The sequence below is a fragment of the Pedobacter africanus genome (assembly GCF_900176535.1).
Taxonomy (GTDB): Bacteria; Bacteroidota; Bacteroidia; order Sphingobacteriales; family Sphingobacteriaceae; genus Pedobacter; species Pedobacter africanus.
In genome coordinates this window covers 822,843-843,943 of the sequence record NZ_FWXT01000001.1, presented here as the reverse complement: position 1 = coordinate 843,943, position 21,101 = coordinate 822,843, and the positions used below count along the sequence as shown (strand labels likewise).

Here is a 21,101-nt window from a genome sequence, read left to right as displayed (position 1 = left end):
TGTTAAATTTAGGTTAAAATTGGGTAATTTATTTAATAATGGCAAATAGGGGAACAAATGCACAAAATTATTTAAGTTTGTTTTATTATTAATATTAGTAACGAAAGATGTCGGTAAGGGGAAACCAATTTAAGTCCAATTCATTTAAAAATGAGGCAGGAGATAAGCAAAACTCAAGATCATCTGCTACCAGACAGTTCAAGGAAAGAACCGAAATCTTGCCTCGTTTTGATTTTCAGGATGGCAGATTTGTAAAAATTGTAGGGTTACTGTTCGTCATCCTATCGCTCTATTTCCTTATCGCTTTTACTTCGTACCTGTTCACCTGGCAGGAAGATTATAGCTATGTTATAGACGCAAACGGGGGATGGGGCAATCTTTTTAAAACCTATGAAGAGTTGCAGCAGGTAAACATCCCGCCGGTTGTACAAAACTGGCTGGGTAAAATAGGTGCTTTGTTGTCACATCAGTTTATTTACGAATGGTTTGGCCTTGCTTCCTTCCTGTTTATTTTTGTCTTTTTTGTAATCGGCTATCGCCTGTTATTTAAAGTGAAGATTTTTGCAATAGAAAAAACACTGGGTTACAGTCTGTTCTTTTTATTGTTCATTTCACTTACCCTGGGTTTTGCGCATTCTTTTTTCAGCAATACACCCCATTATATTGAAGGTGAGTTTGGTTACTGGACCAACAAATTGCTGGTGGCCCAGATTGGTGTTGCCGGGGTAGGCGGTTTAATTGCTTTTTTGGCTTTAACCGTATTGATCATAGCCTATAACATCGATTTTAAAATTCCAGAACGCAAAAAGAAAGAAGAAGCCTTTATACCGGATGTCCCTGAAAATGTAGAACTGGAAAGCGAAGTGCGTTCAGAACCGGTGGAGTTTACCCTGAATGATAAATTAGGAAAACAGCGCCGGCAGGAGCAAAATATAGTCATTACCCCATCCAGGTTCGAGGATAAGGAAATCGATGAAGAGGAGGCGCCACCTGTATTTACCCCTGCAGTTAATGTGATGACACCACCGCCGGTGGTACTTTCGCCTTCACTGGAAACTACGGCGGCCAAGCCCGAACCGGAGCTGACCATTGAGAAGACCGAGGAAGATAAAAAGTCGGAAGAGCTGGTGGAGCAATTTGGAAACTATGACCCAACACTCGATCTGTCCAGTTATAAATATCCACACCTTGACTTGCTGGAGAATTATGGCTCCAATAAAATATCTGTAAACGCTGAGGAACTGGAAGCCAATAAGAATAAGATTGTTGAGACCCTGAACCATTACAATATAGAAATTGATAAGATCAAGGCTACCATTGGGCCAACGGTAACACTTTACGAGATCATTCCCGCGCCAGGGGTACGGATTTCGAAGATCAAAAACCTTGAAGACGATATTGCATTGAGCCTTGCGGCCCTTGGAATCCGTATCATTGCCCCAATGCCTGGTAAAGGAACGATCGGTATTGAGGTGCCTAACATGCATCCTGAAATGGTTTCCATGCGCAGTATACTGGCTACAGAGAAGTTCCAGCAAACCACAATGGATCTGCCGATTGCTATGGGCAAGACCATATCCAATGAGGTGTATATCGGCGATCTTTCTAAAATGCCACATTTACTGGTGGCGGGAGCAACCGGACAGGGTAAATCTGTGGGTATCAACTCCATCCTGGTGTCGCTGCTTTACAAAAAGCACCCTTCGCAGCTTAAGTTTGTACTGGTAGATCCTAAAAAGGTAGAGCTTACCCTGTTTAACAAGATAGAACGACATTTCCTGGCCAAACTGCCGGGTGAGGCCGATGCCATCATTACCGATACCAAGAAGGTAATCAATACCTTAAATTCACTGTGTATTGAAATGGACCAGCGTTACGATTTACTGAAAGATGCCCAGGTAAGGAATTTAAGAGAGTATAACGATAAATTTGTTAAGCGCAAGCTGAACCCAAATAATTCACACCGCTTCCTGCCTTATATTGTGCTGATTGTGGACGAGTTTGCGGATTTGATGATGACGGCAGGCAAAGAGGTGGAAACACCGATTGCCCGTTTGGCACAGCTTGCCCGGGCCGTGGGTATTCACCTTGTACTGGCCACGCAGCGTCCGTCTGTAAATATCATTACGGGTACCATTAAGGCAAACTTCCCGGCCAGGCTGGCTTTTAGGGTATTGTCTAAAATTGACTCCCGTACCATTCTGGATAGCGGTGGTGCCGATCAGCTGATCGGGCGGGGTGATATGCTTCTTTCAACCGGAAACGACCTGATCAGGCTGCAATGTGCTTTTGTGGATACGCCTGAGGTAGACCGCATTTCGGAGTTTATCGGGGCGCAAAGAGGTTATCCCGAAGCTTATCAGCTGCCTGAATACATCGATGAAGCAGCAGAAAATGCAAAAGCTGATTTTGATTTAAGCGAGCGTGATTCCATGTTTGAAGATGCAGCGCGGTTAATTGTAATGCACCAGCAGGGGTCCACATCTCTGATCCAGAGAAAATTAAAACTGGGTTACAACAGGGCAGGCCGGATCATCGACCAATTGGAAGCCGCAGGCGTAGTTGGTCCGTTTGAAGGCAGTAAAGCACGTGAAGTGCTGATCCCTGACGATTATGCTTTGGAACAGTTCTTGAACGATCTGAACAACGATTAACATTTAACAGAGAGATCCATGAAGAAAATTGTGTTGTTGCTGATGCTGGCAACCGGATATGTATGTACCGCCCTTGCACAAACCGATACCAAGGCAAAGGCCATATTGAATGCAGTAAGTAAAAAATACCGTTCCTATGACGTAGTAAAGGCTGATTTTAGCCTGGTAATTGATGCCAGGCAAAGCAATGTCAATGAAACCCAACAGGGAACTTTGTATGTAAAAGCCAACGCCAATAAATACAGGGTAAATACCAGCACGCAGGAGCTGATCAGCGATGGCAAGACCCTTTGGACTTACCTGAAAGAAGAAAAGGAAGTCCAGGTAACCACTGTTGGTAACAACAACAATGCCTTAAACCCGGCCAAAATATTCACACTTTACGAAAAAGGATATAAGTATTTATACACAGGTGAGAAGAAATCTGGTACTAAAGTTTATCAAACCATTGATCTTACACCGTTAAACAGCGATGACCCCTATTTTAAGATCAGGCTAAGCATTGACAAGAACGCCAGGCAAATTGCCACTGCGCTTATTTTTGAAAAGAACGGAAACAAGTATACCTATAATGTTAAAACATTTACAGGCAATGCAAAAGTACCTGAATCAACCTTTACCTTCGACGGTAAGAAATATCCGGGAGTAGAAGTAGTTGATTTAAGGTAATTTGTTATTTTTGATCATCATGCTTGCAATACATATATTTTGAAGGTTACATTTTTAGGCACGGGCACATCACAAGGTATTCCTGTTATTACCTGTAACTGCGTAGTTTGTCGTTCGGCAGATCATAAGGATAAACGCCTGCGGGTATCTGTATTGGTGGAAACCGGGGATAAGACGATTGTGATAGACAGTGGTCCCGATTTTCGTTATCAGATGCTGAGGGCTGGTGTAAAAGACCTGGACGCCATCATATTTACACATGAGCATAAGGACCATGTGGCGGGGCTTGATGATATCCGCCCATTCAATTACCTGTTAAAAAAGAACATTGATATCTATGCTGTTGAACGGGTACAGCATGCGCTTAAGAGGGAGTTCTCTTATATTTTTGCGGAAGCACATTATCCGGGGCTGCCACAGATAGACCTGCATACCATAAACAATGAAACCTTTTATATAGGAAATACTGCTATAGTGCCACTGGACATTATGCATTATAAGTTGCCTATACTGGGGTTCAGGATAGGAGACTTTACATATATAACCGATGCCAAAACCATACCCGATGCCACAGTTGAAAAAATAAAAGGAACACGGGTGCTGGTAGTGAATGCTTTACAGAAAGAACAGCACATTTCTCATTTCACATTGGCAGAAGCCATTGAATTTGCAGAAAAGGTTGGTGCTGAGACTACTTATTTCACACACATCAGTCATAATTTGGGTCTTCACGAGCATGTGGAAAAAGATTTGCCTGCCAATATAAAATTAGCTTACGATGGCTTGACGATATTATTTGAATAAGTATATATTTGCAGAATAAATACCCGGGTGGCGAAATTGGTAGACGCACCATCTTGAGGGGGTGGCGCTGGAAACGGCGTGGCAGTTCGAATCTGCTTCCGGGTACATGTCTAACTCAGGGTTAGTGTCGTGTTAAAATGATAATAAACTAAAGGAGCTGTAGGTTAATTTCTGCAGCTTTTTTGATTTCAAATAGGATTTTTTAACTAAAGTACGGATAGTACCCAATTTAATTTGAGTGCTGCTTACGAAAAAATAAGAAATTGGGCCTTCCGTTATCAAAATGACGAGAAGGGATTTATAGACTACTTATTAGCTGGACAACCTGAGGTGCCAAAATACTTTGCCATGATGAATTACCTGAACAAAATAAACCGTCCGCTTCTGGTCGAAATACCAAAGCATAAGGAGCTAAGTTCAGCAGAATTTTTACAGGCGTATAACGATCGGATCAAAGTCATAGACACGCGTAACAAAGTAGATCGAATATAATAATGGTCATATTGAAGGTGCAGTACGCGTATTTGTAGGTACCTTACAAGATAACCTGTATAAAATTAGTAAAGACAAGCAAGTGGTTATCCATTGCCAGGGTGGTGACAGGGCTGCAATTGCTTACGCTATTTTAAGAAGAAACGGGTTTGATACGATAAAAAACTATTCGGGCGGAATGAAGGAATGGTTGGCTAACCCAGGTAAAACAATATAAAACGCAACTTGTTACATCACTGTTTGGTACGTAATTAGCTGATTTTAATGATAAAAATAAAAGATATGACTTTTCAAGAAATCATCAATCAAGACAAACCGGTTTTAGTAGATTTTTTTGCTGAATGGTGCGGTCCATGCAAAATGATGGCGCCAATGTTGGAAGATTTAAAAAAAAGGGTAAGCGATAAAGCCAGCATTATAAAAATCGATGTAGATAAAAATCAAAATGCCGCTGCCGCTTACCACATAAGTGGTGTTCCAACACTCATTTTGTTTAAAAAAGGAGAAATACGATGGAGGCAATCAGGTGTAATACCAGTTTCTGATTTAGAGAAATTAATAAACGAGAACCTATAAAATGATAGAATTTTTAAAACAACCCTGGCCTTGGTACATAGCCGGGCCATTAATTGGATTAACTGTACCCGCGCTGTTGATACTGGGCAATAAATCTTTTGGGATTAGTTCGTCGTTAAGACATATATGCGCTTCGTGCTTCCCTGCAAACATCCCTTTTTTTAAGTACGATTGGAAAAAAGAAGTATGGAACCTTTTTTTTGTTTTTGGAATATTTTTAGGCGGTGTAGTTGCAATTAGCTTTTTGTCGAATCCTAATCCTATAGAAGTAAACCCAAAATTGGCTAGTGAATTGGCCGGTTATGGAATTACTCACTACGATCATCTGGTACCAACTGATGTGATGAGTTGGGCCTCGCTGTTTACCCTTAGAGGCTTCATGCTAATGGTTGTAGGTGGGTTTTTGGTCGGCTTTGGCACTCGGTATGCTGGCGGTTGTACCAGCGGACACGCCATTATGGGCCTATCTAACCTGCAATGGCCTTCTTTAATCGCAACAATCAGCTTTATGATTGGCGGCTTCATTATGGCCAACCTAATTTTACCTTACATTTTATCTCTTTAAAATCATTATGCAGCAAAATACAAACACAGATTTTGAAGTTCGTTCTCTGGATGCCATGTGCGTAAACGAAAGTCATTTAAACCATAGGTGGTATCATAATATTAAATACTTGATTGTAGGGGTGTTATTTGGTATAGTTTTCGTTAAATCAGAGGTAGTTAGCTGGTTCCGTATTCAAGAAATGTTCCGCTTACAATCCTTTCATATGTACGGTATTATTGGTAGTGCTGTGGTTGTAGGCGTAATTTCGGTTTGGCTCATCAAGAAATTCAATATTAAAACCATCTATGGCGAAACCATCGAATTCCACTCCAAAACATTCAATAAAGGACAAATATACGGCGGTTTACTCTTCGGCTTAGGCTGGGCAATTACCGGCGCCTGTCCGGGCCCTCTTTTTGCACAAATTGGCACCGGAGCAACCGTAATATTAGTTACGCTTTTAAGTGCCATCGCAGGTACCTGGACTTATGGTTTGTTAAGAGATAAATTGCCGCATTAAGTTCGTTTCCCAATGTGAAATTTGCTGTCCAACCTTTATTATGCTTGTTTGAACCGTTGGGCAATCTTTCTTATTCATCTCAAATACTGTACAAAACCATACATCTGCTATTTCGAGCACAGCCTTTCCTGTTTTATGGTTTTAGTTTTGCTATTATTGCCACAAGTTTGATGAAAATTAAACTTACATTATGAAAAAGATCGTATTCACATTTCTCAGTTTCATTATTGCATTATCGTCGGCAAATGCACAAAAAGGCATCAACTTTTTCAGCAAGACCGCTACAGGAGGGAAAATGCTGATGTCTGTAGACAGTTCAGCTAAAAATGTGTTTTACGCGAATGTATTCCAAAACCAGCCAAATACAGCCTTCAATTTCTTACCCCAGGTTTACAACGTAAGTGTTGCAATCTATTTTAGAAAGCAGGACAAGCCAGCGAACTACAGGTATACAATTTTGGAGGATGACAAGCCGATAGCGCTTAATAAATCGATAGACCTGACACAGTTGAAAGCTGCTGACATAGGGGAGGACGAAATACTCCGCTCTGCCAATTTTGGTGTGTTTGCTGTTAAAGATAAAGTCATTACCATCATCACCTACGATATCCAAAAGCCTCAGGATGTTTACAAAACCATCTTTTACGGAAAGCCTATTCCAAGAGCTAAAATTCAGGGTTTTTCACAGCGCTTTAGAATTGACAAAGGGGTTGATTACAGATGGATTACCGACCCAAAGGAACGAACAGACCTTACTTTCACTGAAAAGGACGATGAACTAACCATTGTTAAAAACAAATCGGATATCGATTACCTCTACTCCATCTCAATAAAAGACAAGCAAACAAATAAGACCGTATTTGAATCTACTACCTGGAAATATGGTGGCATAATAAGTGAAGATCATCAGGCTTTGCCGTACGTAGTGTTTGACAAAAGCATTTTCAAAAAATCGGGTGATTATGAAATTATCATTCAGCCATTGATTAAATGGGAAGGATGCCGCAATTGTGATTTTTCAGCAAAAGACATAGAAAAATACATTACCAGACATATGCTTTCTGTAACATTGGCAGAGGAAAACTATACCAAAAAAGAATTGCTGAGCTATACCCTTATCGTCGCACTTGTTATCGGACTGGCTTTCCTGGTCATCCTTTACTTCAACAAAAAACGAAACAGAAAAATGCTGGCAGAAAAAGAGCAGCAAAAGAACACCGCAAAGCTTCAGTTGAACTCCATCCGTGCTCAGTTAAACCCTCATTTTTTGTTTAATGCACTCTCTGGCATTCAAAATTTGATGAACAAAAACGAAACAGACAATGCCAATAAATACCTTTCTAAATTTGCCCGCTTAACCCGTAACGTGCTTGATGATAAAGAGCTGATCAGTTTATCGCAGGAAAAAACTTTGCTAGACGATTATCTGCAAATGGAGCAGCTGCGGTTCGGCTTTAAGTACGGAATTAACCCCTCCGAAGACTTAGATTTAGATAACATAGAAATACCAAGCATGCTGCTGCAACCTTTTGTAGAAAATGCGGTGAAGCATGGCATATCACAAAAAGCTAGCGACGGAAAAATTGTTATCGGCTTAATGAAGCAGGGAAACGACCTGGTGTTGACCGTTTCCGATAACGGAAATGGGTTTGACCCACAAAAAAAGACTAATGGTTTGGGGCTGCAATTAAGTAACAGCCGAATAGCCCTGTTAAATAGTATTTATAAAGAAAATCGATTTACCTTAGCCATACAATCAACCCGTAACGGCACTAAAATAAGCTTAACATTAACCGATTGGCTGTAATATGATTAGAGCAGTTTTAATAGACGATGAAATTTCGAACCTGGAAAACCTGCGGACTTTGCTGGAAAAGCACTGTCCGCAGGTAGCTATAATTGCAACGGCACAAAACGTAAATGATGCGGTTGATGCCATTGAAAAATATCTGCCGGATTTGGTGTTCCTGGATATTCAAATGGGTGAGCAAAAAGGTTTTGATGTACTAAAACTACTTCCAAAGCGTAATTTCGAAGTTATTTTTGTTACCGCTCATGACCAGTATGGCATACAAGCTGTAAAATTTGCCGCCCTGGATTACCTTTTAAAACCTATTGATATTGAAGAATTGATCAATGCGGTAAACAACGCCGGACAAAAAATGGCGGTGCAAATACAAAACCCGCAGCTCGATTTTTTACTGCAGCAACTAAAAAAGCCGGAAACCAACGCAAGCAAAATTGCCCTGCAGATGCAAAGCGAAATAAGGTATGTTACTTTATCAGAAATTATACGTTGCGAAGCAGACAATACTTATACCCACTTCTTCCTTTCCGGTGGCGAAAAAATACTGGTTTCTAAACCCCTTAAAGAATATGCAGATTTGCTGCGCCCCAACGGATTTTTAAGAACGCACCAAAGCCATTTGGTTAATCCAAAATATGTAAAAAGCTGGTTAAAAGAAGATGGCGGTATTCTGCTGTTAATGTCCGGAGAAAAGATACCCATTTCCAAGCCCAACAAAGACACCGTAAAACAGGCCTTACAGCAGCTGTAAGCAGCTATTCATATAACTTCTGGCAGGCCAGACAAAAAAAAGTTCTTCTTTTTGTTTTTCCCAGATATGCCTTCTGCAGGGGATGCCCCAGGGGGCAATTTTTTTTGGTATTTACCAGCCAGTGTTTTTTGAGCACATAGGCTTTTTTCCATTTTAAAAAATCAAAACTATAGTCCCGTGCCGCTGCTATTAATAATTTGAGTTTAGCGAGCGGCACGTTTTCTACCTGGTTTAATGGATGCAGGCCTACACGGTAAAGGACCTCGTTTTTTATAATATTGCCTACGCCAGAAAACAGGTCTTGGTCCAGCAAAATGTCACAAATGAATGCTGCAGCTTTTGCCCTCACTTTTTTTAATGCTTTTTTCGGATCCCATTCCTCAGCCATTACATCTGCAGACCAATCGTAGCTGGCGTTGATATCCCCTTCAACATATTTCAACGAGCAGGAGTAAAAATTCAGTTCCGCATTTTCAAAAGATAAGCCCAACCGAACAGGGGTTCCCTTCTGTTCGTTGATTCTGTAGCTGCCAAACATTAAAAAATGTATTCTGAGTGCAAAACCTTCAAAACAAATCAGGAAATGCTTGCCCCAGCTTTTAAAATCAGTTACCTGCTGATGAAGCATTCTCTCCTTATCAATTTTTGTATTGCCGGTTACTGCTATAACCCGCTGCCCCTCTAAATGTTGGGCGTCGATAAGTTCTTTTAAAATTACAATCGATGGTCCTTCAGGCATATCCTATTATAGACTTTTTAAACCAGCCCTGCATATTGCTTAAAATCACTTTCCTCTGCATAGGTTTTGAAGCGTTGTATGTCTTCACGGATCATACGTTCAAATATGCCATTAAAGAGTGTGGTGATGCCCCTGCCTACGCTGCCTGCCGGAGGAAAGTAGTCGATTTCGATGTGGAGTTCTGTGCCTGTCCCGTTCAAGGTATCCCTGAATTCTACTTTACCCGCATTGTCTACCATAGAGCCTTCCAGTGACTGCCAGCCCAGGTACGATCCTTCATCTTCCCTGGTAATTTCGGCATTCCAATTCAGATCTATCAATCCCCCGGGGGTATTGGCTGTCCAAAGGGATACTTCATCGCTTACCTCTTCTACGCTTTTAAGGTGTTTCATGAATTTGGGCAGGTTGGAAAGCTCGCGCCAGAAAGCATAAACTTTTTCTTTGGGTGCATTTACAACAATATCCTCAGTAATATTGATGGCTTGCGGATCCGTAGTGTCTTTACCGAGCTGTTTGTACAAAGGGCATACTCCTGTTGCTCCGCGGTAGAGCATGAGCCCGCCCGCTGCAGCACCCTGAAGTCCAAGAAATGGGTGTTTGCTGATGTTCTTAATACTTTTACAGAGCAACCATCCCCCGACAATAAGGGATATGATCCTTTCGCCCTGGTCAATATTCTCTTTTCCTGTACTGGCTAATCCGAAATTGGTCAAACGTTCTATCATCTGATTACTAAACTGGTTTTTCATGTGTAAATGATTTATGTATCTGTTAGGTAGTACTATTTGCCTAATGAACAAAGACCTGCTGCTTTAGTTTTCGTGATGATGAAAAATAGCAGGGGCGATCTAAAAATTTCTATATTCGCACAAACTCGCTGCAATGACCAATATTTTTTTACGCTGCACCCTGACTCTGATCATTTGTGGCTTGATTTCCTGTACCCAAGATGATAAAGTAGGATGCTGGAAATGTACCATTAAAAAAACAGGATCGGAAAAAACAAGAACTGTATGCGATAAAACATTGCAAGAAGCCAGCAACTTAGTGCTTAGCGAGGAGATCACTTCCTGGCCCACTAGTGAGATGAGCATAAGCTGTAAAGAGGATTAAAATAGACAACGGCTATGTTTGAAATCAGTTAATTAAAAATATTAAAAACTTTTTTGATCTTATTAAAATATAATCTACATTCATTTATTATTAATAAGGAGGTGTTTTTTTTTATTTAAATAATGATGCAGCCATTGATGTGCTGTAAATCATATCAATGGACCGGCTGGGCAAATGACAGGTTATAATGGTTATACCGATCAACAGTTAATTACGCTTTTAAAAGAAGGCGATCACTCGGCCTATGCCCGCTTATACGACCGCTATTTCCAATTACTTTTTGTCTATGCATTTAAACGTCTTAAAAACGAGGCCGAAGCAAAAGATGTAGTGCAGGATTTTTTTACTGTACTCTGGGTTAAACGCGGTACACTGAATTTTAACTGTGCAATTTCGGCCTATTGTTTTACCGCTGTTAACAACAGGATTATAGATCTTTTTCTGCATAAGCGGGTAACCGATAAGTATATGGGCTCTATTTCTTTTCCTACGGAACAGGAGGAGGCCAAAACAGATCATCTGGTGAGGGAAAAACAACTCATGGCTTATATCGATAAAGAAATACAGGCATTGCCCGTTAAGATGCGGAAGATCTTTGAATTGAGCCGGAAATCCAATTATACCTATAAAGAAATAGCAGACGAACTGTCTATTTCCGAAAAAACAGTGCACCGCCAGATGTCGAATGCATTGATGCGCCTGAGGGCTAAGCTTGGGCTTTTTGTTTTCCTGATGCTCTTGACAAAAATTTAATTAAAATAATTTTCATTTTTTTCTGCACGTATAGCATGTACTTCCCCGTAATGTCTTTAAATACGGGAACTATCCGCTTTTAGCTATGTCAGAACAAGAGAGAGAATTACTTATTAAATACAATGCAGGCCTATGTACTGAAGCCGAAAAGGCCGCAGTTGAGAAATGGCTTTTTGAATTCCACAATACAACTGCTGATCTGTCTGCTGAAAGAATTGCAGAAATAAAGGCCGAAGTGTTTAGCCAGTTGCCTGGCCCCGTTGTAAATGCCAGGAAATTCAGTTACTGGCCCCGTATTGCTGCGGTCATAGCATTAATGCTCGGCTTCCTTTATTTCTTTAAAGCAGAGTACCGGCCGTTTGGCCAACATCAGCCCTCCAGCCTCAGTGCCGATGAGGTGTTGCCCGGAAGAAATTCGGCAACTCTTACACTGGCAAACGGAAAAAAGATTACCTTATCTGATGCCCATAAAGGAGAGCTGGCTACAGAGTCGGGCGTGACCATTTCGAAGACAGCAGATGGACAGATCATTTACAAGGTCACACAAGCTGCTCCATCAGCTACGGCAACTTACAATACCCTTTCTACAGCGAACGGAGAAACTTTCCAGGTCCGTTTACCAGACGGTTCACTGGTAGTGCTTAACGCCGCTTCCAGTTTAACCTATCCAACCAATTTAAACCGGGTTAACGAGCGTAGGGTCGCGCTCCGGGGAGAAGCTTATTTCGAGGTTGCAAAAGTGATGCTACAGCCTGCAGGTGCAGCAAACAATACTGCCGGGAAACGGAAACCTTTTATTGTGGCAACAGACAAGCAGCAGGTAGAAGTACTTGGAACGCAGTTTAATGTGAACAGTTACGCCGATGAGCCGGATACAAAAACAACTTTGGTAGAGGGAATGGTAAAGGTTGCCGGCCTGGGGGCGGTAAAGCATTCGTCGGTTTTAAAGCCAGGGCAACAGGCTTTGAGCAGGCCTGAGGGTTTTTTGGTAAAAGAGGTAAACATTACACAGGTTATTGCCTGGAAAAACGGAACCTTTGATTTCGATAATGAAGATATCCAGGGTGTAATGCGCAAAATTGCGCGCTGGTATAATGTAGAGGTGGAATTCAGGGGCGATGTTTCCGGAGAGAGATTTAATGGTGCGCTCTCGCGCGAAAAGAACATCGGTCAGATGCTTAAAATGCTGGAATCAACCGGAGTAGTTCACTTTAAAATAGAAGGAAGGAGGATTATCGTCATCAAAAACTGATCACAAAGATAGTCCTTGATAAGCCAGGAAACCGACGGCAATCGGAATCCTGACTAAGTCTGGATTGCCAATACATTAATTACATATCAACTCACTGCGGTTACCTTCGCCATCTTGCAAAATGAAAAGGTAAAATCGCCTAACCAAACTTATCAAATGTACAATTTTTACTCAAAGAAAATGGTACAGCCGCCAGACTGTATCGCAAGAATTTTGCTGATTATGAGGTTTACCCTGCTAATTCTATTCACCGCCATTTTACAGGTTAGCGCAAGTTCTTATGCGCAAAAAATAACCCTGTCTGAAAAGAACGCCCCGCTAAGGAAGGTCTTTGATCAGATCAGGGCCCAGAGCGGTTACGATTTTTTATTCACCTCTGCTATACTGAAAGACGCGAAAAGTGTAAGTATCCATGTTAAGGATGCTGAAATTGATGTGGTTTTACGGAAAATATTTGAAGGGCAGCCTTTGAAATACACCATTGACGAAAAAACCGTGCTGATCAGGGCCAAAGAAAAAAACTTTCTGGATAACCTTATTGCAGGTTTGCAGGCAATTGATGTACGCGGAAAGGTCCTGACAGAAACGGGAAATGACCTTGCAGGGGCTTCTATTACAGTTAAAGGGACCAACAGGGTAGCCAGAACAAACGAAAAAGGAGAGTTCTTTATTCCCGGAGTAGATGAAAATGCCATACTTGTGGTTACTTATATGGGCTATGAAACCAGGGAAGTAAAAGCCGAAAAAACGATCAGCCTGGTCTTGAAGGTTGACATGACAGCGCTGAGCGAGGTGGTGGTAGTGGGGTATGGAACCCAGAAGAAGTCTTCCCTGTCAGGTGCGGTATCCTCTATTAAAGGCGAGGAATTGCTGAAGGGGCCATCTACCAACCTATCCAGTTTATTGGGCGGCCGGCTTCCGGGTATATCATCGGTACAGGAATCGGGCGAGCCGGGTGTTGACCAGGCCTCATTGAGGATACGTGGTTCCAATTATGCGGTTACCTATATTGTAGACGGAATGCCGCGTTCTATCAATGATCTGGACCCAAATGATGTGGAGAGCATATCGGTATTGAAAGATGGTGCTGCAGCTTCAGTTTATGGTTTAAAAGCTGCTGGCGGGGTGGTGATCATCACCACCAAAAAAGGACTTTCGGGAAAACCAACTTTAAATTACAGTGGCGCTACCGGTGTTTCGCTAAATGCCAATTTCCCGGAATTTATGGATGGGCCTCAGTTTGCCCACTATTACAACATGGCCGACATGATGGATAAGCTGGCAAATGGCACCATCAAAAACAGAAATGAATATACCCCGATTTTCCTGAAAGCGGATGTGGATGCGATGCTGAACGGAGACCCTAACGACGGCTGGGACAATGTAAACTATATCGATGAAGTATTTGGAACCGGACGGACCACCAAACACAACCTTTCCGTACAGGGCGGTAAAGACAATACCAATTATTTTGTATCGCTGGGCTATCTGGGCAATAAAGGTAACATCAAAAATTTTGAATACGACCGTTATAACCTGCGCAGTAACATCAGTACCAGGATTGCACAGCACCTGAACATGGAATTTGGTGTAGCCGGTAATACAGGATACAGGCAAACACCTGGTTTTCTTTCAGGAGGTACAGACAGCAGTCCGAGTTTAGGGGAACAGGGATGGTTTTCCATTGCCAAGCAAACTATAGGAATGCACCCTTACCTGCCGGTTAAGTACAATGGTCTTTATACCGGTATTACCCCAAGAAACAATTCGGGTGCGCCAAATAGCCCGCTTGCTGCAATCAATGAATCAGGCTACAAAAAAACAAGTGCTGTAGATTTGCAGACCAATATATCCCTTGAATACAAAACACCCTGGTTAAAGGGCCTAAGTTTTAAAGCTACAGGAGCTTATGATTACAGCACCTCACACAATAAAAACCTGGATACTTACTATTCGGTAAATGCGGTAAGGTTAACAGATGCAACCAGTAAGCTGGGTTTCAATAAAATGCTCGATCCACGAGGACGGTCGTTCAATTTCCTGGGCGAAGGCCAGTCTCAGAATAGACAACTGGTAGGACAGGGAAGTGTGGGTTATAAAAACACTTTTGCCAGACACAATTTTGATGTGCTGGCACTGGTAGAGATCCGCGACAATAAGTCGAACTCGTTATCGGCCTATGCCAAAGATGTGGCCTTCCCGGAACTGCCCGAACTGGGCCTGAATACACCGGCAGATAGTCCGATTGGCGGAAGTAGTGCCGGATCCAGGAGCCTGGGGTATGTGTTCCGTTTAAAGTACGATTACAACGAAAAATACCTTGCTGAATTTACAGGCAGGTATGATGGCTCTTATAAGTTTGCAGGCAATGTTGAAGGCAAAAGATGGGGTTTCTTCCCTTCGGCTTCATTGGCTTGGAGGGTGTCCAAAGAAGATTTCATGCGCAACCAGACCAGCATTGATGATTTGAAAATCCGTGCCTCTGCAGGTTTGCTGGGAAATGACGGCGTGCCCGATTTTGCTTTCCTGAGTACTTACTCTTTTGGCAGCAAATTGCCGGTAAATGGCGCCCTGCAAAATTCATTATATACCAGTGTTATTGCCAATCCAAACCTGTCCTGGGAAAAGACACTTTCCTATAATGTCGGGGTCGATATGACGATGTGGAAAGGGCTGTTAGGGCTGGAGTTCGATGCCTTTTATACTTATACCTATGATATCCTGACGGGTATGTCGGCCGGATATCCCCCTTCAATGGGTGGTTATTACTTTTCTTATGAGAACTTCAGCGCAACAGATGCAAGAGGGTTTGAACTGTTGTTGAAACACAGTAAGAGTTTTAACCTCGGCGGAAAAGCGTTTAATTATCGCATATCCCCTAATGTTACTTTTGCCAGAAACCGCTGGATAAAATATCCGGATAGTGAGAATGCGCCCGAAATTCAAAAGATTACCGGAAAAAGAACAGGAATAGTTTCTGGTTGGATTGCGGATGGTTTGTTCCGCTCAGAAGAGGAAATCGATAATTCGGCCTGGTATGGCAGTCGTCCGAATATGGGGGATGTAAAATACCGGGACCTGAATGGAGATGGTAAAATTGATTATCAGGACAGGGGCCTGATCGGAAGGCCAAACAGGCCCGAGCTTACTTATGGCCTTAACCTGGCTGCCGAATGGAATGGTTTTGACTTCAATGCCCAGCTCACCGGGGGGATGTTTTTTGACGTATCGTTAACCGGTACCTATTACAATTATTACGATGACAATACCATCTGGACGCAAACCTTTAAAGAGGGGGCAAACTCTCCGTTATTTTTGGTAGAGAACGCCTATAGCATAGATAACCCTAACGGAACATTTCCAAGAATGACCCTGAGTTCCACTACACATGGGGGCGATAATGGACTGGCTTCAACCTTCTGGTTCAGGGATGGAAAATATATCCGCTTAAAGTCTGCACAGATCGGCTATTCCATACCTAAAAAGATGATGGATAAAATGGGGCTGGGCACACTGCGTTTTTTTGTTGAGGGCTCTAACATATTTACCCTGTCGGGACTGCCAAAAGGTGTCGATCCCGAGTCGCCTGGTGTAAACAATGGCTATTATCCGCAGCAGCGGATATTTATGGCCGGTGCAACACTCTCTTTTTAACCTTAAATTTTGATTCAAATGAAAAAATATATCTACAAAGCTGCTTTGATTGGCCTGGCCGCTTTAAGTTTTTCTTCCTGTAAAAAGTACCTGGACATGACACCTACTTCTGCAGCCTCAGATAAACTGGTATGGAGCAAGGTCGAATATGCTGAGCTGGCCATCAACAGCTTTTATCATGACCTGAATTATTTTGGCAACTTCAGCAAGGGGCAATCAATTGCAGGCATGACCGATGGTTTTACAGATGCATTTAAATATTCATCAATGACCTACAATGCTTTTATGTATATCCCTAATGAAATTGCTTACGGTGGCAGTGTGCTCACACCCAACTATGTGGCTGTTTACCTGGGCAACTGGGCAGAAGTTTATGAGCAGGTGAGACGTGTTAACGAAGCTTTGTCCAATCTTAAAAAGTATGGCACTTTTGCAGATGCAGACCGCAACCGGCTGGAGGCTGAAATCAGGTTTTTCCGGGCCCAGCTTTACTTTGATCTGGTAAAACGCTATAAGGAAGTCATCATTTACGATGAGGACCTTTCAAAAATCAATAAAAGTACCGGCCTGAGCACTGAAGCACAGGGCTGGGATTTTGTACAGGCCGATTTAAATTTTGCTGCACAACACTTGCTGAACAGTAAAAATCCGAATGGGAGGGTAACAGTCGGGGCAGCTTACGCCTTGTTGTCAAGAGCAATGTTGTATGCCGAACGCTGGGAAGCAGCAAAGATTGCAGGCGCCAAAGTATTGGAAATAGGCTATGAACTGACAGGCAATTATGCTGATGCATTTAAAATGGGAAATACCGAAGCTATTCTTCAGTACAGTTACAATAAGGCGTCCTTTACACATAGTTTTGACGCAAATTATGCACCTGGCGGCGACCGCAAGGGAGCTGGGGCCATGGGCACTCCTACACAGGAAATGGTAGAGTCTTATGAGCTGAAAACAATTGGCGGTTTCCCGGACTGGACTGCCTGGCACAATACCTCCGGAACTACGGATGAACCACCTTATGCAAATCTGGAACCTCGTTTTCAGGCCAGCATCTTATATAATGGCGCAAGTTGGAAAGGACGTAAAATAGAGCCTTTTATTGATGGGACAGATGGCTGGGCAAGTTGGAAAGACGATGCTGTACCCGCAGGGCGCACCGTGACCGGCTATTTTTTAAGAAAGCTGCTGGATGAAAATATCGATCTGAGCAAAGATGGATCAACACAACCCTGGACGGCCTTTCGTTTAGCCGAAGTATTGCTGAATTATGCAGAGGCCTGTTACCGTTCTAATGCCACTGCAGATGCCAATGCGGCAGTACGTAAAGTAAGGGCCAGGGTAGGACTGCCCTACCGCGATAAAAGCGGCCCCGACCTGATGGCCGCCATTATGCAGGAAAGAAAAGTAGAGCTGGCCTTTGAGGGGTTCTACTACTGGGATATGAAACGTTGGAAGCTGGCCGAAAGCGCGTTTACCGGAAAGCGTGTACACGGACTGAAGATAGAGAAAGCAGGGGCCGGGTTTAAGTACACTTATGTAGACTGTGACAAACAGGACCGTAATTTTCCGGCAAAGATGTACCGTATTCCGTTGCCCACGGTTGAAATCACAAACAACAGAGCGGTAAAACAATTTCCTGAGTGGAATTAATTGCATTATTAAGAAATGTAAATATGAGAAAGCACATATTCAATATCATTATAGTGGCTGTAGTTATCCTCACAAGCTGTAAAAAAGCGGTGTATGTACAGCCAACAAACGATGCCAGGGGTATCAACAGCCTGGTGGCCAAGTTTGCTACCGGCGATCTTAAAGAAACGGAAGCCGTTAAGTTTGATATAACAGGAGCTGAAACCGATCAGTTTGTGATCCCCGTGCCCTGGTTTTTCCCGGAAGACAGCGATCATGAAACTACACCGTATATGAAGGCGATGAAGATTGAGGCCAACCTTGCCAACAATTGCAAAATCGAGCCAAAACTGGGCATACTGGACCTTACGAAGGAAAACTTCTTTACTTTTACAGATCAGCTTGGCAACCAGAAGCGGATTTCTATCAGGGGAGAACGTACCAAATCTAAAAAATCAAGCATTACTTTCTTTAACATCGAGTCGGCAGGGGTAACCGGGCTCATTGATCAGGATAAGAAAACGATTTCCTTAATTACAGTCGAAGACCTGTCGGCCGTAAATGTAGAGGTCACCATGTCTGCACATGCTACTTTAGATCGTTCCCTTGAAGGCATGAACCTGAATGCCCCTGCCCAGCTTACCGTAACCGCGCATGATGGGCTAACCAAAACAACTTACTCTATTATGAAAACGGCTCCGGCTAAAATTACCTATGGTTTTAGGAGTGGTTCTGAAAATTTAAGTTTTAACCTTAACCTGGGTACTTTAGGGTATACCGATGGCAGCAGGCCAGGTTTAGCGGCATCGGGCAACTTCCTGGTGGTTTCTACGGCCAACGGGCAGGCACCTAAATATTACAACAGAAGTACCGGCAAGTATGTTGGGCTGATGAATTTAGGCGCTGCAAAAGGTAATGGCACTGTTACCAGTGATGCTGTCGGAAATATCATCCTGGCAGATTATGCCAATGCCGGTGAAACCTTAAAAATATACAAAACCAATGCGGTAACAACTGCGCCTCAAGCTTTCATCAGCTGGACAAACAACTCAGGTTTTCCTGTAGGAAGTAAAATGTCTGTTTATGGAAATCTGAACGAAAAGGCAATTCTTATTGCCACCTGTGAGGGGACTTCTGCTTCGGGTTCTAACAGGTTTGTGAGGTGGGTAATAACAAATGGTGTGGCAGGAAGTGCCGAAGTAATTACTGCCGGTGGTATTCCTTTCTGGGGTGCAGGCGTAAACGGTACTAAAGTAACTTCAAGAAGTGCCGACATTGCCGACGGATCTTTTGCCGGCTTTTACGATGGCGGTGTAAACAACCTGTATTACCTGGATGGAAACAACACCAAGGCATTGAGCCTGGCCGATCAGACTTCGGGTAATGGATGGGGCATTAACAACAGTTTAGCCGATGCCAAAGAATTCAACAATGCTAAATACCTGGCCTTCTACTGCCCAAGTCATTTCCCGGGATGGGGCATTTCTTCGGAGCTATACATTTATGATGTTTCTTCAATGGGGAATTTTAAAGGCAATGTAGATAAAACCAGTGCATTGGTGTTTTCTGCCAAATATGCTGCTGTAGGGAATGCAGTTTCAGCTAGTGGCGATGTCTTAATTGCCCCAAGCGCAGATGGCTATAAAATGCAGGTCTTTACCATTGATTTTAATGCGGGCAACCTGGCTTGTTACGAATTTAATTGTGTTGACGTAAAATAACAAAGCATAAAACTGACCAAGTATGAATAGGAAGAATTTTTTGATGGCTACAGCTGGCCTGGGCCTGTTTGGCTTTGCCTCGTCCTGTAAAAAAGATAATGCAGCAATAGAATGGATATGGGATAAACCAAATGATCCCGCCCAGTCCGAAAAACCAAGGTACATCTGGATTGATGCTGCCGCAAATTTTCCTGACTATGCAAACAGCAGGGAAAATATTAAAAGGGACCTGGGGAAATTGGCCGATGCCGGCATTACTGATGTGGTGGTAGATGTACGCCCAAGTATGGGAGATGTGCTTTTCAACTCTTCGCAGGTACAACAGGTGAAAAAACTGGATGTCTGGTTGTCGGGTGGATATGGATTTGTGGAACGTACGGTAACATGGGATTATCTGCAGGCCTTTATTGATGAAGGGCATGCCGTAGGGCTTAAAATCCATGCCGCTATCAATACCTTTGTTGCAGGTAACAATTATGCATATGCCCTGGGGCAGCAGGGAATGCTGTTCAGGGAAGGGACTAAAAAAGAATGGGCAACCACTTTAAACCTACCCGGAGGACTGGTAAATGTAATGGATATTACCACTGCCCAGGATCCGGATAACAGTTATGGAACCAAATTTATGAACCCTGCCAACGATGATGTGCAACAGTATATGCTCAACATTATCGGCGACCTGGCCAGGTATAATATTGATGGGCTCATTCTGGACCGATGTAGGTACAATAATTTTGTCTGCGATTTTTCTGCCGTTACCAAACAGAAGTTTGAACAATACATTGGAGAAACGGTTGTAAATTTTCCAAATGATGTCATTGTTCCGGGAACACCGTCTTATCCTTTGCCAGCTACCATGCCCAAACATTTTAAGAAATGGATGGAATTCAGGGTAAAAACGATACACGATTTTATGGTAAAGGCCAGGGAACGTGTAAAATCGGTAAATGATAAAATCCAGTTTGGGGTATATGTAGGGGGCTGGTATTCTACCTATTATGATGTAGGGGTAAACTGGGCCAGTCCTAAATACAATACCGCGCAGTTTTATCCGGCCTGGGCAAGCGCTGCTTACAAAGATTTTGGGTATGCCGATCATATGGACTTTGTATTGATTGGTGCATATGCACCAACTGACCGCATTTATGGTTCCGGAGAGTGGACTGTAGAAGGTTTCTGCAAAAACGCCAAAACTTTAATGCAGGGAGATACCAAAGTTTCGGGAGGGCCCGATGTTGGAAACGGGGCTGGCTGGGAAAACGGTGGTATGGACGCTGCGGTAACCAAAACTGTTGATGCCGCAATAAACGCATGCGACGGCTATTTCATTTTCGACATGGTCCATGTTAAAAGGTACAATTACTTTGCAGCCTTAAAAACGGGGATTGACAATTATCTGAACAGTATAAAAAAATAAGCG

At 42.8% G+C, this 21,101-nt stretch carries 17 protein-coding genes and 1 tRNA gene; 16 read left to right on the top strand and 2 right to left on the bottom strand.

Annotation, left to right across the window (positions count from 1 at the left end; all coding sequences use genetic code 11):
• Positions 1–107 precede the first annotated feature (107 nt).
• The 10 genes from B9A91_RS03440 to B9A91_RS03395 all read left to right on the top strand — a co-directional run bounded on the left by B9A91_RS03440 (position 108) and on the right by B9A91_RS03395 (position 8,820).
• Positions 108–2,654 (top strand): FtsK/SpoIIIE family DNA translocase, encoded by a 2,547-nt coding sequence (locus tag B9A91_RS03440; RefSeq protein WP_084237013.1) that lies wholly within the window; start codon positions 108–110, stop codon positions 2,652–2,654.
• An 18-nt stretch (positions 2,655–2,672) separates the two neighbouring features.
• Positions 2,673–3,323 (top strand): outer membrane lipoprotein periplasmic chaperone LolA1, encoded by a 651-nt coding sequence (locus tag B9A91_RS03435; protein ID WP_084237012.1) that lies wholly within the window; start codon positions 2,673–2,675, stop codon positions 3,321–3,323.
• A gap of 39 nt (positions 3,324–3,362) precedes the next feature.
• Positions 3,363–4,127, top strand: coding sequence for an MBL fold metallo-hydrolase (locus tag B9A91_RS03430; RefSeq protein WP_084237011.1), 765 nt, complete (start codon positions 3,363–3,365; stop codon positions 4,125–4,127).
• Positions 4,128–4,148: 21 nt separating this feature from the next.
• Positions 4,149–4,232: transfer RNA gene (locus B9A91_RS03425), tRNA-Leu, on the top strand.
• A 376-nt stretch (positions 4,233–4,608) separates the two neighbouring features.
• Entirely contained in the window at positions 4,609–4,836 is a 228-nt protein-coding gene (locus B9A91_RS24335) for a rhodanese-like domain-containing protein (protein WP_317043333.1), read from the top strand.
• Between the two features lie 47 nt (positions 4,837–4,883).
• Positions 4,884–5,195, top strand: coding sequence for a thioredoxin (trxA, locus tag B9A91_RS03415; RefSeq protein WP_262497581.1), 312 nt, complete (start codon positions 4,884–4,886; stop codon positions 5,193–5,195).
• 1 nt (position 5,196) lies between these two features.
• Positions 5,197–5,760, top strand: coding sequence for a YeeE/YedE family protein (locus B9A91_RS03410; protein WP_084237009.1), 564 nt, complete (start codon positions 5,197–5,199; stop codon positions 5,758–5,760).
• A 7-nt stretch (positions 5,761–5,767) separates the two neighbouring features.
• Positions 5,768–6,262: a DUF6691 family protein gene (locus tag B9A91_RS03405; protein WP_084237008.1), complete on the top strand. Its 495-nt coding sequence runs from the start codon at positions 5,768–5,770 to the stop codon at positions 6,260–6,262.
• A 190-nt stretch (positions 6,263–6,452) separates the two neighbouring features.
• Positions 6,453–8,069, top strand: a complete 1,617-nt coding sequence (locus tag B9A91_RS03400) for a sensor histidine kinase (protein WP_084237007.1) — start codon at positions 6,453–6,455, stop codon at positions 8,067–8,069.
• A 1-nt stretch (position 8,070) separates the two neighbouring features.
• Positions 8,071–8,820 carry a LytR/AlgR family response regulator transcription factor gene (locus tag B9A91_RS03395; RefSeq protein WP_084237006.1) on the top strand — a complete coding sequence of 250 codons (750 nt, stop codon included), beginning with the start codon at positions 8,071–8,073 and terminating at the stop codon, positions 8,818–8,820.
• A gap of 4 nt (positions 8,821–8,824) precedes the next feature.
• Here the strand turns inward: B9A91_RS03395 and B9A91_RS03390 are convergent, their stop codons facing one another.
• Together B9A91_RS03390 and B9A91_RS03385 are read right to left on the bottom strand one after the other, a co-directional pair.
• Positions 8,825–9,559, bottom strand: a complete 735-nt coding sequence (locus B9A91_RS03390; protein WP_084237005.1) for a DNA-formamidopyrimidine glycosylase family protein — start codon at positions 9,557–9,559, stop codon at positions 8,825–8,827.
• 17 nt (positions 9,560–9,576) lie between these two features.
• Positions 9,577–10,308, bottom strand: coding sequence for an SRPBCC family protein (locus B9A91_RS03385; protein WP_084237004.1), 732 nt, complete (start codon positions 10,306–10,308; stop codon positions 9,577–9,579).
• A gap of 538 nt (positions 10,309–10,846) precedes the next feature.
• Between B9A91_RS03385 and B9A91_RS03375 the strand changes: the two genes are divergently transcribed.
• From B9A91_RS03375 to B9A91_RS03350, 6 genes are all read left to right on the top strand, one after another.
• Positions 10,847–11,425, top strand: a complete 579-nt coding sequence (locus B9A91_RS03375) for an RNA polymerase sigma-70 factor (RefSeq protein WP_084237002.1) — start codon at positions 10,847–10,849, stop codon at positions 11,423–11,425.
• A gap of 85 nt (positions 11,426–11,510) precedes the next feature.
• A complete protein-coding gene (locus B9A91_RS03370) occupies positions 11,511–12,677 on the top strand; it encodes a FecR family protein (RefSeq protein ID WP_084237001.1) in 1,167 nt (388 codons plus the stop codon).
• A 156-nt stretch (positions 12,678–12,833) separates the two neighbouring features.
• On the top strand, positions 12,834–16,331 hold the full coding sequence (locus B9A91_RS03365; RefSeq protein ID WP_200815600.1) for a TonB-dependent receptor: 3,498 nt from the start codon (positions 12,834–12,836) through the stop codon (positions 16,329–16,331).
• 18 nt (positions 16,332–16,349) lie between these two features.
• Complete coding sequence (locus tag B9A91_RS03360; RefSeq protein ID WP_084237000.1) at positions 16,350–17,981, top strand: RagB/SusD family nutrient uptake outer membrane protein; 1,632 nt, start codon at positions 16,350–16,352, stop codon at positions 17,979–17,981.
• Between the two features lie 23 nt (positions 17,982–18,004).
• A complete protein-coding gene (locus B9A91_RS03355) occupies positions 18,005–19,681 on the top strand; it encodes a DUF5018 domain-containing protein (RefSeq protein ID WP_084236999.1) in 1,677 nt (558 codons plus the stop codon).
• A 22-nt stretch (positions 19,682–19,703) separates the two neighbouring features.
• Complete coding sequence (locus B9A91_RS03350; RefSeq protein ID WP_084236998.1) at positions 19,704–21,098, top strand: alpha amylase family protein; 1,395 nt, start codon at positions 19,704–19,706, stop codon at positions 21,096–21,098.
• Positions 21,099–21,101: the final 3 nt, after the last annotated feature.